This window comes from Acidicapsa borealis (assembly GCF_059115245.1).
Genome location: NZ_JCACNY010000001.1, coordinates 5172852 through 5188443, shown reverse-complemented (window position 1 = coordinate 5188443; position 15592 = coordinate 5172852). Strand labels below are relative to the sequence as shown.

Genomic DNA, 15592 nt, shown 5'->3' with positions numbered 1-15592 from the left:
AACTACAACATTAAGGGAAAAATGCGACGTAGAATTCGCTTTGGCCGATGGTGCTTCCTCCTTCTGCTTGCCGGGCTGTTGACGGGAGGCCTGTACACGGCTGGCGCGCAAGAAATTGAAGGCGCTTCTTCAGGCATCCAACTCGAACGCATCCTGCTCCTCTTGCAGCCGAGTGCGCAGCAGCAGAGCGATTTGGATGCCCTGTTGAAAGCGCAGCAGACACCCGGCAATGCGCAGTATCACTCCTGGCTGACCGGAGCGGAGTATGCCAGGCGATTTGCTCTGAGCCAGGCAGACGTGGCGACGGTTGCGGCATGGCTCAAGGCACAGGGATTTACCGTTGCGGCCATTCCATCCGGGCGTGGCTGGATCGAGTTTTCAGGCACGGCAGCGCAGGTGCAGAAGGCATTTGGCGGGACGCTTGAGCGGGTGGTTTCGACGGAAGCTGGAGCATTGCCGCGCTACCGGTTTGCTACCGAAGTGAGCATGCCAGCGGCGATCGCGTCGAAGGTCCAGGGGCTGGTTTCGCTGGACGGCGCGTTGAGCGTTCCGGCGGTGACTACGATTACGGACATGACCTCGGGCGGAGCGGGGCTGAAGGCCGAGGCATTGGCGGCGGAGATTTCGCTAAGCAAAGCGCAGGCGCTCACGCCTTCGCTGGCCGGGGATTGGCTGCACTTGACGGCGCTTCATGCTGGTGGCGCAACCGGCACCGGCGAGGGCATCGCTATTCCTTCCCGCAGCAATGTTCGTGCGGAAGATTTCGCCGTGTTCCGCAAGAGCTTCGGCCTGCCGGACGCGGTATTGCTGGTTTCGCCAGCAGGCGCCGATCCAGGGCGCACGGCTGACGAGGCCGCGACGATGCAGGCGGTTTCCTGGGCGGGTGCCGCGGCTCCCGGAGCAAGAATCATCCTGGTTCCAGCCGACTCGACCAATGCGACGGACGGCCTCGACCTGGCGTTGGCGGCGATTGTCGATCAGGGATTGGCGCACACAGTCAGCGTTGGCTATTCGAATTGCGATAGCGGACTGAGCACGGTGCACCAGGCCTTTTATGCTGCCCTCTACCGGCAAGCGGCCGCAGAGGGAATTGCGATCGTCGCGGCGACCGGCGACAGCGGCGCCGCGGCCTGCCATCGGACGGATGACCAGCTTCCCGTATCAACCGGGTTGGCGGTAAACGCTCTGGCAGCTACTCCATGGAATACAGCCGTCGGCTCGGTGGCGTTTTCTTCCGATGCGGCCGGCCAGACCGGCTTGGCCGGGTGGCAGCCTGGCAGCGCGACGGCCTCGGCCTACGCGACCGGCGGGGGATTCAGCGCGGTCTACGCAACACCGGCCTGGCAGACGGCGCAGGGACTGCCTGCGGCCGATCCGGGAACCGCGGCCGGGCATCATCGTTATCTGCCGGATATCAGCCTGCCCACGATCCTTGCTGGTCCAGGCAGCCGGGGTATGGCGTTCTGCTTTTCTGGAGACTCGGCAGCGAGTGGCTGCCGTCTGGTGAGTGCAGGCGGAAGCGGGGCTTCCGCGGCGGTCCTTTCCGGGATTGGCGCTGTCCTCGCGCAGAAGTATGGCGCTCAGGGTAATCTTGCGCCCAATCTGTATGCACTGGGACTGGCTGAGCTAAACAAGACTGGGACAGCTTCTGCGCCTCTGGTGGACGTAGCGTCCGGTGGGGCGAAGCTGGCCTGCATCATGGGCACGCCAAATTGCGCAGCGACTGGAAGCGAAGCGGGGGAGATTGGGTTCAGCGCTGGAACGGGCTATGACCTCGCGTCCGGTCTCGGATCGATCAATGCGCAGACTCTGGTCGATCTCTGGGCCACACCGAATGCCACCGGCACCGCTCCTGCGACCGTCACGATGACCACCGCGACTGGAATTACGTATAACCCGTCAGCCGTGATCAAACTTGCCGCCAAGGTGATCTCAGGCTCGGGCAGCACGGTGCCGACAGGCACTGTCCAGTTTTACGACGAGACCACGAGCGCCAACGCAGGAACCGCCGTGACGCTTGCGGCAGACGGCACCGCTTCGTGGTCGGAACAAGGGCAGTTCACAGCAGGCGGCCATAATATTCAGGCGCAGTACAGCGGAGACTCAACCTACGCGGCTGCTGTGTCGCAGCCGGTGACCATCAATGTGCAACCCAGCCCGACTGTGCTGGTCATCACACCCTCCACGACGACGCCAACCGGAGGCAGCACCATTACTGTCACCGGGACTGTAACCGCCAGCAATGCCGGAGCTACGGCTCCGACGGGAACGCTGACAGTGAGTCTGGATGGAGTCACGGCGGGCAATGCATTGTTGTCCACCGCAGCTGCAACGACCTCCGGAAGCGTGAGCGTGACCGTTCCAACCGCAGGTTCGCATACGTTGCAAGGGGTCTACTCCGGCGACACGAACTACAACGCTGCAACCTCGCCTGCGATCACGATCGCCGTGGTCAAGAGCGCAACAGTGACCACAATTGCCGCTACTCCGAGCGTGTTGACGACCGGCGTACCCGAGACATTCACGGCCACGGTCGCGCCCTCGACGGCTACCACGACGGCGTACACCATTACGGGGACCATGTCGTTTTACGATCAAGGCACTACGCTGCTGGGGACAGTAGCGATCAGCAGCAACACGGCAATCCTGACCGGCGTGAGTCTATCGGGAACCGTTTCGCATACCGTAACGGCTGTCTATTCCGGGGATGCAAGCTACAGCGCCAGCACATCGAGTCCGCTGCTGCTGGCATCGAACCTGCTTCCCGTCACTGTGACGTTGACCGAGAGCAGTCCGATTCTGGCGCCGAACCAGCCGGTAGCGCTCTCTGCCACCATCACGCCGGTGAATACACCGCCGGCAACTGCGGAGCAGAATCCTTCGGGATACGTGCTGTTCTACGCCGGCACCACGCTGATCAGCGGCCAGATTCCAGTGCTGCAGGGGCTTGGAGATACCGGCATTGCTTCCACCACGGTGCCACATCTGCCAGCCGGCGCGTATTCGATCACCGCTCAGTACTCCGGCGATCCGACCTTCGGGCCGGCGGTTTCAAATTCATTAAGCCTGCAGGCTGAGGACTTCACCATCGCCTGCAATGCGACCAACGTCAGCTTGACCCAGGGCTCGACGCAGAGCGTGACCTGCAATGTCGCCTCGCTGGGCGGCCTGGCCGGACCGATCCAGGTGGTCTGCGCCGAACAGAATCCCCCGACGAATGGAGCGATCGCCTGCACCTTCAGTCCTAGCACCATCGCCAGTACCGGCGCTACGACGCTGACCATCGTCACGACGCGTGGCAATATCTCGCAGAATAACCAGCCTGGGCGCTCACCCTGGCCTGCCGCTGGCGGAGGCGTTGCGCTGGCCTTTGCCGGGTTGCTGCTTTCGCCGATTGGCCGACGGGCGCGCTGGCTGCGCATCTCGGGCGGCCGCCTGCTGGCGTTGGTGCTATTGATGGCCGGGCTCGCCGGTGCGGGACTCGGATGCACCAACTCAGTCACGCTGGCCACCAACGGTGGAACGCCGCTGGGCGTGCATACGCTGCAAATTACTGCGGGGGCCGAGGTAAACACCGTCACCGTCACCCACAACGCCTATCTGACGGTGAATGTCACGCCCTAGGAACCTCTGCCTATCGGACAGAGCTTTCGAGCGCAACTCCAGGTTCGGTGTGGATAGCGATGCGGTCTTTCCCGGCTCGTTTCGCCTCGTACATGGAGTTGTCTGCAAGCGATACCAGGTGTTCCCAGTCGCGCGTTTCGCCGTCGGCCGTGGCTATGCCGACGCTGACGGTCAATGGCATCGGGCCCAAGTAAGCGTCGCGCAGGTGTTGCTGAATCCTGCGTGCGAACTCGGAAGCGCCAGCAAGATCCGTGTCAGGGAGCAGCACAGCGAACTCTTCACCCCCGATGCGCGCCGCCATATCGTCCAGTCGTACGGTTTCGAGAAGAATCCTGCCGAGAATGCGCAGGGCCTCGTCGCCGGTAGCGTGGCCGTAGGTATCGTTGCGCTTCTTGAAGTTGTCGATATCCATCAGCAGCACAGTCATCAGGCGTCCGCTGCGGCCAACCGTCGTAAACTCCCGGGCAATTCTTTCTTCAAATACCCGACGGTTGTTCAGCCCGGTCAGCGCATCGGTAGTTGCGAGCCGTTCCAGCTGACGATTTGCCTCAGTGAGCGCCAGTCCCTTCTCAATCTCGCGGGTTACATCGATGGCGACACCGGCCAGGATGGAATGGCCGTCGCTCATACGGATTGGGAATTGGATGGATTTCAACCAGACCGTTTCGCCGGCAGCGTTTGTCAGGCGGCGCGAAATCTCAAAGACCTCGTCCTTCTGCAGGATGGCCTCATCGAATCCCATAAACTCGTCCGCGATTTCAGGTGGAAGCACCTCGCGATCCGTCTTGCCCAGCCACTCCTCGCCTGTGATACCGAAGAGTTCGGAGAACTTCCCGTTGTAGGCCAGGTAGCGACCCTGGTCCGACTTGAAGTAGCAGACATTGGGGTTGTTCTTGACGAAGGTCTGGAACAGGGTGGTGGTACTTTCCAGGCTTCTGGCCAGTTCCATCTTCTCCTCAGTTGTCCTTTCGAGTTCCTTCTGCCGGCGGAGTTCTTCCGTCACATCGAGCGACATACCCGCAAGCATCATTTGTCCATCTTCGAGCTGCAGAGGAAATTTGAAGGATTTCCAGTGGGTTACATCGCCGTCAGCGCCGGGGGAGACCTCGTTGATTTCCACCGGCCCGCCGTTGTTCAGAATCTCCAGATCGTTCTGGCGGAAGGCTTCTGCAACGGCTGCCGGCCATATCTCGACGTCTTTCAGGCCGGTCCACTCCTCGGGCGAGACGTCGTATCTCTTCGCCAGCTGTTGGTTGTAAAAAACCATGCGGCCCCCCGCGTCCTTGATGTAACTGACGAACGGGCCGTTGTTCATGAAGGCGAGAAAAAGGCTGTTGCGGTCACGCAGGGTTGCAGCGAGGCGCGCATTGTCTTCTGCCGCCCGTTCCAGAGCGTTCTGCTTGAAACGCAACTCCATGCGGGCCTTGACCTGGCGGCCGAGGATGATCAAAGCGTTTTTCTGGTTCTCGGTGAGCACGCGCGGAACGGTGTCGATGACGCAGAGCGTGCCGACAGCATAGCCATTGGGTGAGTGCAGTGGAATCCCGGCATAGAAACGAATGCCGAGCTCACCCGTAACCAGGGAGTTATTACGAAACCTGTCATCCTGCGTTGCATTTTCGATGACGAACAGGTCTGGACGCTGGATGGCGTGCGAGCAGAAGGACACACTGCGCGGGGTCTCTTTCGCCGCCAGGCCGACGCCAGCCTTGAACCATTGCCGTTCGCGGTCTACGAGCGATACAAGGCTGATTGGTGTATCGCAGATCTCCGAGGCCAGCTTCACCAACTCGTCGTATTCATGCTCTTCCGGAGTGTCCAGGATGTCGAGACTAAGCAGGGCTTCAATGCGTTCAATTTCGTGATTCGTTGTGGGAGTAGTCAAGAGTGGGCCTGAATTTTCATGATTATCACTTTGTATATACCCCATGCAGAGCTGCGATTCCACCCTTATTCGATTGGAGGATGTTCGTCTCTGGAGACTTTGACGATGCCAATAAAAGCCTCAGTATTCCGTAGAAGCACCAAAACTCCAGCTCCTGAACGTTGTGTGCCGTCGACTCCAATTGTCCGGCACAAGCAATGTTGCAGGGCAAGAAAGCGCGGAAATCCGAAAACCGGACTCCCGCGAGAAAGGAGGGACTACGTGCTCTTGTTTTATGGGTTGAAGCTTTGGATGAGGCTCACCAGCCTGAAGTGCGAGGCAAATGAGCTCCTCTAAAACCCTCCAGAGTATAAAGATCGGCAATGGACCGGGCATCGGCACCAGGTCGGATACCGGTCTCCATCTTTGGAATGATCCCTGTCCTAAATTGGTCCTGATGCGATATCCACAACAACGATTCCGATTTTTCTTGTTAATTATTGCAATCAGCGATATATTCAATTGCGGATTGCAATATGGCTTGTTTGCGGTCCGAAATCGGGAGTGGTTGAACGATGAAGCTGGGAGACAAAATTCGTTACCTGCGCGAGGTTGAGGGCAGTCTGCGCGGCCTGGGTAGGGCGCTGAACCAGCAGGAGCTGGTGCGGGCAATCGAGGCGGAGACGGGCGGAAAAATCAGCCAGAGCTATCTGTCGCAAATCGAGAGCGGAGCAAGGCCGCACCTGACCAACACCACCCGCCAGACGCTGGCCAGCTTCTTCAAGGTGCATCCGGGATATCTGGTCGATGACCCGGAAGGCTACCACCCGGAGTTGCAGAGCGAGGCGCTGGGGATGGCCACGATCGAAGACAAGCTCGATCTGTGGCTGGTGGATGGGGCGGAGAAGTTCCGCCGCGACGCCACCCTGAAGCATGCCTTGCTGACCCTGGCGCGGCATGACAAGTCGCGGGATTGCCTCCTCTTGCTGGAGGCAGTGATCGAAACGCCGGGGCTGATGCCCAGGCTGATGGAAGTGCTCAGGCCCGCCAAAACATCGGCTGGTGAAGAGCAGGAAGCGACCGGCGCTGAAGAAGCGAAGACGCCGGCGAGGAAAGGAAAGCGGTAGTGCGATGTTTGCAATTGTTCCGATGTCGGGTATGAGCGCAATGTCGATTGTGGAGGCAGGTATGGGGTTCTGGGAAGGTTTCTATTTCGCTTGTTTTATTGCCGGGTTGCTGCTCAGCATCATTTCGCTGCTCGGTGGCATGGGGCATATTAACTGGCATTTTCATGGGTTCCATGCGACGCATGTGCATGTTCCGCATGGCGGCTCTGGCGGAGGTGGATCGACTGGTGGGTCGGCTTCTGTTCCGTGGTGGAATGCGTTTTCGATCATGGCATTTCTCTGCTGGTTTGGCGCGGCGGGCTATCTGATGACGCGCTATGGAACGCTGGTGGCAAGTGCGGTTTTTGTGCTTGCGGCACTGTGCGGATTGCTCGGTGGTGCAGTGGTCTTCTGGTTTTTAGCGAAGGTACTGCTGCCGCATGAGAAAGAGCTGACAGCAGACGAAACTGCCGTAGCCGGAGCCGTTGGTCGGGTAAGCGCTCCGATTCGAGTCGGCGGCACCGGAGAGATTTTGTACGAGCAACTGGGAGCGCGGAAGTTTATCCCCGCACGCGCCGATCGCGAAATTGCTATCGATAAAGGGGAAGAGGTATTTGTCATGCGCTACGAGAAAGGCATTGCCTATGTACGTCGGTGGGAAGACCTGCCCGAAGCGCATTCGTAACTTTGCAGGAGTAAGTCCCTGGATATCTCAGGACTAAGTTGTGCACGCTGTAGAACCAACATCTGTAACCCTCCCGGTGAAAGGACCGGGAACCCGATGATGAACAACATTGTTTTGCTTTCTGGATTGGCCGTATTGGTAGTGGTGTTTTTGTTAGGGCTGCTGGCAAAGATGTTTCGCAAGGCCGGACCCAACGAGGCGCTGATTGTGTATGGATTTCGCGGGCCCCGTGTAATCACGGGCCATGGAACTGTAATTTTCCCGATGGTGGAAAGTTGCCGCGAGTTATCGCTCGAACTCATGAGCTTCGACGTAGCTCCGCAGCAGGATCTCTACACCAATCAAGGTGTGGCAGTGACTGTTGAGGCGGTTGCGCAGATCAAGGTTCGCAGCGATCAGCCTTCGATTCTTACCGCAGCTGAGCAGTTCCTCACCAAGACTCCGCCGCAACGAGAAGGCTTGATCCGACTGGTAATGGAAGGGCATCTGCGCGGCATCATCGGCCAGCTCACGGTGGAGCAGATTGTGAAAGAGCCGGAGATGGTAGGCGAGCGTATGCGCACCACTTGCGCCGGTGACATGAGCAAGATGGGCCTTGAAGTCGTGTCGTTCACCATCAAGGAGGTACGTGACAAGAATGAGTACATCTCGAACATGGGCCGCCCGGACATCGCGCGTATTAAGCGTGATGCAGACATGGCAACGGCCACCGCGGAGCGCGACACAGCGATTCAACGCGCAGTAGCTCTTCGTGAGTCGGCAGTAGCCAAGGCGCAGGCGGACCAGGAGCGTGTCATTGCAGAAGCGGCATCGCAGGCTCGTCAGGCAGAAGCGCAGCGCGACATGGACATCAAGAAGTCGCAGTACGCAGAGCAGAGCCGCAGGCAACAGGCTACGGCGGATAAGGCTTACGAGATCCAGACCAACATCATGCAGCAGCAGGTCATTGCTGAGCAGGTGAAGATCGAGCAGACGGAGAAAGAGGCCCAGGTCAAAGTGCAGGAAGCTGAAATTCTGCGCCGCGAAAAGGAATTGATCGCGACAGTGTTGAAGCCGGCGGAGATTGATCGGCAGCGTATTGAAACGCTGGCGTCAGCAGAGAAAGCCCGCTTGACGACAGAGGCTGAAGGCCGTGGTTCTTCAATTCGCGTGCAGGGTGAAGCGGAAGCTTCCATCATCTTCCAGAAGGGCGAAGCAGAAGCCAAGGCGATGAACCTCAAGGCCGAAGCGTACCAGGGCTGGAACCAGGCTGCGGTGGTCGATAAGCTCCTGACCAACATGGCCGATGTGGTTCGCGCGATGAGTGAGCCGCTGTCGAAGGTAGACAAGATCACAGTCATCTCAACCGGCAACGACGGTGCGGCAGGCGTGAACAAGATCACCGGCGACATGACGAAGATCGCCGCGCAGGTGCCGGCTATCTTCGAGGCGCTCAGCGGCATGGACATCAAGAGTCTGATGGCCAACGTGCAGCAGATGCGTCAGAAGCCGGAAGACGACAAATAACGTTTGGGATAACAAACGGGCCGGGACTGCAAAGTCCCGGCCGCTGACAACCGACATTCGATAGGAGAACAACAAATACTATGAACGACATTCGTACTGTCAATTCAGGCAGGGCAATGCGTGGTGTGGGAGTCTTGGGCGTGGTGGTCATCGTAGTGCTCGCACTGTTGCTCTGGGGCGTCCCGGAATACGGCCGCTATCAGGTGCGCGCAAACGCATCCAACGAGATCCAGGTGAACGAGCTGCGCATTCAGCAGACCGAGCAGCTGGTGCAGGTAGAGAAGCAGAAAGCGCAGATTCGCATCGTCGATGCCGAGGGCATCGCCAAGTCCCAGCAGATCATCAACGCGACGTTGACCGATCGCTACCTGCAGCATGAAGCGATTCAGTCGCAGATGACGATGGCCAACAGCCCGAACCACACCACGATTTATATTCCCAGCGGCAACAACGGCATTCCACTGGTGAAAACAGTCGACGAAGCACCAACAACCCCAAGCAAGGAAAAGTAAGTACGGCCCAAACACGCAACACGGAGGAGTAAACCATGGCACTGCTGGAGAGAGTAAGCACGCTGTTACGCGCCAACCTCAATGACCTGATCGAAAAGGCCGAAGACCCCGAACGCCTCTTGAAGCAGCTGGTTCTCGACATGGAGAACCAGTTGATGCAGGTGAAGACACAGGTGGCCATCGCAATCGCCGATCAGCATCTTCTGGAACGCAAGCGTAAGGAGCATGAGGAAGAGGCCGCCGAGTGGAAACGTAAGGCGGAACTGGCCGTCGCCAAGGGCAAGGACGACATGGCTCGTGGCGCGCTGGAACGGGCGCTGAGCTTCGACCGCCTGACCAGGGGCTTTGCCCAGCAGGCCGAAGACCAGAAGCTCGAAGCCGACACCCTGCGGCAGACGCTACGCAAGCTCGACCAGAAGTTGAGCGAAACGCGGGCGCAGTGCGAAATCCTGATGGCCGAGCATCGCCGCGCCAAGGTGGTTGGGCGAGCAACGCATGCCCGGCAGACGGTCGGCGTCAGTCAGGATCAGGCGCTGGGGCGGATGAAGAGTAAGGTGCGGCAGCATGCGGCAGAGAATGCTGCAGCCAGCGAAATCCTGGTGCCGGAGTCCCTCGAAGACCAATTCCAGAGCCTTGAGGAGCACGAGCAGGTGGAATTCCTGCTGGGGCAGATCAAGGAGCGAAACTCTTTACCAGCGCCGGTCCACGAATAACCGTCCTCCGACCGGAAATGGTCCTGGCCGCGCCTGTTTCCTGAACAGGCGCGGCTTTCTGCACAAGTTGTGCGATTTCGGCGACCTCAGGGCGACTTTCGTCGTCTAAAGATACATCGGTTACCCTGATAGGGGCTTCCTGCTCTCTCTTGAGCTCGTGAAGGCGACACGTCGCGGCTATGCCACCAATTCCCTGGAACACCCCGGAGACGGAAAACCTGCATGATTGCTCGCCTCACCCAGCTACACTCGTGTCTCACCCTAGGAATCATAACTCTTTGTTTTTCTGCGGTTTTGCCGGCACAGACGACTCCCCACGAAGGCGTAGCTCCGGCTCGCGCACTCACCGCTGCAGCGGAGTTGCCGGATGCGCCGTTGCCGCTGTTCTCAACCTCGGCCAGTTCTGATTTGCTCGTGACGCAAGAGCCTCCATCTGCGGCTCCTCCGCCACAGACTGCGGCAACCTCGTCCTCTACGGATCAATCTAAGCCGACGGCTCAGGCCGAAACCCCGCAGAAGACCAAGGAGCAGATCGCCGAGGAGCAGCTTGCGCAGGAGAAAAAGCAGCGTATCGGAATTCTGCCCAACTTCAATGCCAGCTATATCTCGGACGCTGTTCCGCTGACGCCAAAACAAAAATTCAAGCTCATGTTCTCAACGGAGAAAGATCCCGCAACGATCGGATTCTCGATGTTTGTGGCTCTGATCGGTCAGGCGGAAGGGACGCATCCCGGGTACGGTGGCGGCATTGGCGGCTACGGCAAGCGATTCGGCCAGAACTATGCCGACACATTCGACGGAGCTTTCTGGGGCAACGCGGTCCTCCCTTCGCTCTGGCACCAGGATCCGCGCTACTTCCGCCTAGGGAAAGGGCCTGTGAAGCATCGCATCGCGTATGCGCTTTTGACCAACATCCGGGCCAAGCATGATGGAACCGGAAAATGGGAGCCGAATTACTCGAATCTGGTCGGGAACGTAATCAGCGGAGGCATCTCCAACGTGTACTTACCGGCGGACGAGCGTGGCGTTGGCGCCACTTTCGAAGGCGCTGCAACGGTCACGGCCGAGGGCGGCATCGGCTCCATGCTGGAGGAGTTCTACCCCGATTTCACCCAGTACCTGCAACGCAGAAGGCAGCGCAAGCAGGCCGCTGCCCTTGATAAGGAAGCCAAAGACGCCCAGGAAGCCCAAACCCCCAAAGCCAAGCCCTAGCCTTTGGCTTTGCGGACGGCAGCCGTCAGCGCCGGGACCACTTCAAAGAGGTCCCCGACGATGCCATAGTCTGCAACCTCAAAAATAGGCGCGTTCTCGTCCTTGTTGATCGCCACGATGCACTGCGAGCCCTTCATGCCGACCAGGTGCTGGATAGCGCCGCTGATCCCAATGGCGAGATAGACCTTTGGGGCAACGGTCTGGCCGGAGCTGCCGACCTGCCGTTCCATCGGCAACCACCCCGCGTCGCAGATAGGCCTCGAAGCCGCGAGTTCCGCCCCAAGTGCCGTCGCGAGATCCTGCACGATAGACAGGTTCGATTCCTCCTTGATGCCGCGGCCAACGGAAACAAGAATCGGCGCTGAACTGAGATCGACGGTCTGCGCCGATTGGCGGAAGGGTTCGCCAGGTACGGTGTGAATCTGAGTAGCGTCCAGGCTCGGCAGAAATGGCTCTACCGTGGTTTCGCCGCCCGTGGGTTCATCGGCGCGAAAGGCTCCGGCCTGCACGGAAAGGAAGCAAGGTCCACTACCGGAGTGGCTGTAAGTGGCGTTGAGCTTGCCCTGCAGCAGTTGGCGCACAAAGACGGGACCTGATTCGAAGCCGGTCACATCGCTGATAAGGACTTCGTTGAATTTTGTGGACAGGCGCGGGGCAAAGTCGCGCACCTGGTAGGTGTGTGGCAGGATGACGTAGCTGGGTTTTGCGTGCTCGACGAGCTGCCGGTATGCCTCGCTGTAGCCCTCCTGCGTGTACGCGTGGAGCAGAGTATTGTCGATCGCGTATACCGTGCGAGGAGCCTTGCCGCTGATCGTGGAGAGGATAGGGTGCGATGCGCTCGCGACCACCGCAACATCCACAGGAAGGCTCAGGCTGGCTGCGAGTGTGTGGCCGGCGGCAAGGGCCTCCAGCGAGATGCGGCTGATTTCGAGATTCTTGATTTCAAGAAATACCAGGACGCTGCTCATATCGCTCGCACCTCGAATTGCAGCTTTTCTACCAGTTTGGCGGCTGCTTCCGCCGGGGTTCCGGTCAGGATCTGGGTGGTCCGCTGCTTGCTCGGCAGGGTCACTTTTTCGAGAGTGACGACGCGCCCGGCAGGCTGGTCAGAGCCCAATTCCGTCGGGCTGACAAGACGGATTTCCTTGGTCTTGGCCTTCTTGATGCCCATCAGAGTGGCGTAGCGCAGCTTGCTGTTGCCGGACTGAATCGTGAGGAGCGCGGGCGTCGGCAGTTCAAGATGCTGGAACCAGCCGTCTTCCAGCTCGCGGAGTACCTTAATCCCCTTGTCTGTCTTCTCAATCTTCAGAATCAAACTGGCGTGGGGCAGGCCGAGCAGTTCCGCCATGATCACGCCCGTCTGGCCAAGGCCGAGATCGTCGGACTGCAGACCAGTGAGGATCAGGTCAGCCTGTTCGTCCTTTATGGCCGCTGCCAGCAGTCGCGCTACGCCGAGCGCGTCGAAGTCGGCAAGGTTATCACTCTCGATATGGATGCCGCGGTCAGCGCCCTTGGCCAGCGCTTCGCGGATTGTCTTGCCGACTCGCTCTGGGCCTGCCGACAGGACGATCACTTCGCCGCCGTGGGTTTCCTTGAGCTGCAGCGCCTCTTCGAGCGCGTAGGCGTCAGACTCGTTCATCATGAACTCGACGTCGGTGAGGTCGATCCACTTGTCCGAAGCGTCGATGCGAATGCGCGCATCGCGTTCCGGCACTTGCTTGATAGCTACGATGATTTTCATATTTTCCTCAGCTAGAAGATTCTAGCTAATGGTTGAGGCCTTTGTGGTCTGCTGAATTGGAGCCGTGGGCTGGAAGGAGCACCTTGCCGTGCCGATCGAGCGATACCCATTGGCCGCTTTCAAAGGAGCCGTACTCGCCGTTGCGCACATACTTGCATTCTTTACATGCAGGCCAGCCCTTGCCCCTTTGATAGTCCAGCATGCCGTCATAGGTGAATGGCACAATCATCCGGCCGTCGATGTCCGCCAGACCCCACTTCTGGTTCTTGGTGACGCGCACAAGGCCACCGTGAAATGCATTTGGGCCGTTATCCATCGTGGCAACATTGCGAACGATCACAAGGCCGGAGCGATTGAAGTAAGCCCAACCGTCTTGAGGGAGGCGAGTCCATGCGAGGTTCTTAGACGTGCCAGATTGGAGAGCTTTGCCTGCAGGAGAGAAGAAAAGAGGCAGATAGAATCTCGAAACGTAAAGCTTGCCGGAACGAATTTCAAGTGCACACGCGGGCAATGACAACACTTCCGCATCGACGGTGCAGTCACCGTTACGGATAATTTGCGCGTGCGCAATTCCCACTGAGAAGAGGGCAGTGAGCGTCGCTGCGATAAAACGGTTCATGTAAATTGCTTCAGTTCGGTAGAGTCTTCGGCAGTTGTGCCGCCGCGATCTGTGCGATGTCTAAAAGCTGCGGGGAGTTTTCTCCGCCCGCCAGCGCATCCCGGAACATCGTATTGCAGAAGGGGCACGCAGCCCCAATTGTAGTGGCTCCGGTAGCCACCAGTTCCTGCGCCCTGACCGAGCTCACCCGCTGGCCGGTCTCTTCGCCAAGGAAGGCCAGCCCTCCGCCCGCTCCACAGCAGAAGCTGCGCTCGCGGTTGCGCTCCGCCTCAACCAGCGTTCCAGCGGAGGCAATCACAGCGCGCGGCTCGTCGTAGACATTGCGATAGCGGCCCAGATAGCACGGGTCGTGATAAACGATCTTTTCCCCTGTGTTGTTCTTCGGCAATTGCGCCTGATGGCGGGCGAGAAATTCGCTGTGATGCTCGATCTCCGGCGATACGCCGAACTCCTTCCAGTCTTCAGCAATGGTGCGCACGCAGTGCGGGCAGATGGAGATGATCTTCTTCACCTTCTGCTGCTGCATGGCTTCGAGATTGCTCTCGGCCAGCTGCTGAAAAACGAGATCGTTGCCAAGCCGTCGCGCTGGGTCACCGGTGCACTTCTCCTTGCGCATGACGCCGTAGCTGGTGCCAAGGTAACGCATCACCTCCACAAAGGAGCTGATAATCTCTCGTCCCTTGGGATCGTACCCGCCCATGCAGCCGAGCCAAAGGCAATATTCCTGTGTCCCGTCAAAGATGGGCAGCTCAGCCTTCTGCACGAACTTGTCGCGTTCCATCGCGCTCATGCCGAGAGCGTTTGAATTGCGCTCCATAGCCAGGAACAACTTCGTCCCGTGCGAGTCTTCCCACTCGCCAGTATTCACCGCTCCGCGACGCAGCCCAACGATGATGGGCAGGTGCTCAATCCCAACCGGGCACTGGAACTCACATGCGCCGCAGGTAGTGCATTGGAAGGCCGACTCCTGCGAGTTGTACTTGCCTAGGAGGAGTTCTTCAGCCGTAGGTCCGTATTCGTTCAAATAGCCGCGCACACCCAGGATGATTTCTTTCGGATTAAGGCTCTTTCCGGTATTGGCAGCAGGGCAGTGCTCGGTGCAGCGGCCGCACTCCACGCAGGAGTAAGCCTGCAGTGCGACCAGTTGGGTGATGTCCTTGCCTGTGACCAGGCCAAAGTCTTCATCTCCGGCAAGCGCGGGAATCTGGCTGAAGCCGCCGCGCGAAAGAAAGATGGTGAACGGGCTGAGGATCAGGTGCAAGTGCTTGGTGTGTGGAACGAGCGGCAGGAACACCAGCAGCGACAACGTATGCGTCCACCAGAGAACTTTCGCTGCGACACCACCATCGGCCACGTAGAACGAGGCGAGATAGGTCGCCATCAGCGCGAAGATGAGCCCGGCGATGATGCCGGATTCCCAGGAAATGGCGTGACCTTCGCGGGAAAGCCAGATAGGCCGTACGAAGAATCGCCGGATGAAGAGGCCGGCGATCGAGATGGCGCAGGCAACGGCGAAGGCTGCGGCGAACCAGAAGTAGAAGCGTCCGAATATGCCCGCAGGGTCCAGGAAACCGATACCCAGGCCCACCGCAAGATGGTTCAGCGTGACCAGGGCGAAGGCAAGAAAGCTCCAGAAGACGAAGGCGTGAGCAAGGCCGGGCAGTGGCCGTTCGCGAATGACCTTAGCCTGGCAGAGAACTTCCCAGAAAAAGTCCCACACGCGCTTGCCGAGAGGGAAGAGGCGGAAGCCCTCATCCTTGCGTGAGGCCAGAATCTTGTTCAGCACAACGCCGAAGCGCTTCCAGAAGAGCCACGCTGAAATAGCCACTAAAGCGACAAGCAACAGCTTTTCGGCCAGCAGAAACTGGCCAGGTCCTGCCAATATTCCCAGGCTGGTCGCGAGAGCGGACGCTGGCGGTTCGATGAGCAAAGGCATGGTTGGTCCGTTGAATCCTCTCGCCTACCTTTGTACCCGATTCGGTGCAGGTTTGGCACACCGGCCCCGGCCTG

The 15592-nt window shown here is 59.1% G+C and carries 12 protein-coding genes; 7 read left to right on the top strand and 5 right to left on the bottom strand.

The features are described from left to right. Positions 1-21 precede the first annotated feature (21 nt). Entirely contained in the window at positions 22-3624 is a 3603-nt protein-coding gene (locus AC5S27_RS21070) for an Ig-like domain repeat protein (protein ID WP_493936525.1), read from the top strand. Between the two features lie 10 nt (positions 3625-3634). Here the strand turns inward: AC5S27_RS21070 and AC5S27_RS21065 are convergent, their stop codons facing one another. Further along, positions 3635-5509: a sensor domain-containing diguanylate cyclase gene (locus tag AC5S27_RS21065; protein WP_493936524.1), complete on the bottom strand. Its 1875-nt coding sequence runs from the start codon at positions 5507-5509 to the stop codon at positions 3635-3637. A 554-nt stretch (positions 5510-6063) separates the two neighbouring features. Between AC5S27_RS21065 and AC5S27_RS21060 the strand changes: the two genes are divergently transcribed. The 6 genes from AC5S27_RS21060 to AC5S27_RS21035 all read left to right on the top strand — a co-directional run bounded on the left by AC5S27_RS21060 (position 6064) and on the right by AC5S27_RS21035 (position 11222). Beyond that, positions 6064-6615: a helix-turn-helix domain-containing protein gene (locus AC5S27_RS21060; protein ID WP_493936523.1), complete on the top strand. Its 552-nt coding sequence runs from the start codon at positions 6064-6066 to the stop codon at positions 6613-6615. 4 nt (positions 6616-6619) lie between these two features. Continuing rightward, positions 6620-7279, top strand: a complete 660-nt coding sequence (locus AC5S27_RS21055; protein ID WP_493936522.1) for an NfeD family membrane protein — start codon at positions 6620-6622, stop codon at positions 7277-7279. A gap of 96 nt (positions 7280-7375) precedes the next feature. Then, a complete protein-coding gene (locus AC5S27_RS21050) occupies positions 7376-8785 on the top strand; it encodes a flotillin family protein (protein WP_493936521.1) in 1410 nt (469 codons plus the stop codon). Positions 8786-8865: 80 nt separating this feature from the next. Beyond that, a complete protein-coding gene (locus AC5S27_RS21045; protein ID WP_493936520.1) occupies positions 8866-9297 on the top strand; it encodes a hypothetical protein in 432 nt (143 codons plus the stop codon). 35 nt (positions 9298-9332) lie between these two features. Then, complete coding sequence (locus tag AC5S27_RS21040; protein WP_493936519.1) at positions 9333-10010, top strand: PspA/IM30 family protein; 678 nt, start codon at positions 9333-9335, stop codon at positions 10008-10010. A 222-nt stretch (positions 10011-10232) separates the two neighbouring features. Further along, entirely contained in the window at positions 10233-11222 is a 990-nt protein-coding gene (locus AC5S27_RS21035) for a hypothetical protein (protein ID WP_493936518.1), read from the top strand. On the opposite strand, the gene AC5S27_RS21030 is transcribed toward AC5S27_RS21035, so the two are convergent. Genes AC5S27_RS21030 through AC5S27_RS21015 form a run of 4 tightly spaced genes read right to left on the bottom strand, consistent with a single transcriptional unit; the run spans position 11219 to position 15518 of the window. Further along, complete coding sequence (locus tag AC5S27_RS21030) at positions 11219-12190, bottom strand: electron transfer flavoprotein subunit alpha/FixB family protein (protein WP_493936517.1); 972 nt, start codon at positions 12188-12190, stop codon at positions 11219-11221. The two genes, AC5S27_RS21035 and AC5S27_RS21030, sit on opposite strands and share 4 nt — an antisense overlap. After that, positions 12187-12963, bottom strand: a complete 777-nt coding sequence (locus tag AC5S27_RS21025) for an electron transfer flavoprotein subunit beta/FixA family protein (RefSeq protein ID WP_493936516.1) — start codon at positions 12961-12963, stop codon at positions 12187-12189. The genes AC5S27_RS21030 and AC5S27_RS21025 overlap by 4 nt, the downstream gene beginning before the upstream one ends. A 25-nt stretch (positions 12964-12988) precedes the next feature. Then, entirely contained in the window at positions 12989-13582 is a 594-nt protein-coding gene (locus AC5S27_RS21020; RefSeq protein ID WP_493936515.1) for a WG repeat-containing protein, read from the bottom strand. Positions 13583-13592: 10 nt separating this feature from the next. Continuing rightward, positions 13593-15518, bottom strand: a complete 1926-nt coding sequence (locus AC5S27_RS21015) for a (Fe-S)-binding protein (protein WP_493936514.1) — start codon at positions 15516-15518, stop codon at positions 13593-13595. Between the last annotated feature and the right edge of the window lie 74 nt (positions 15519-15592).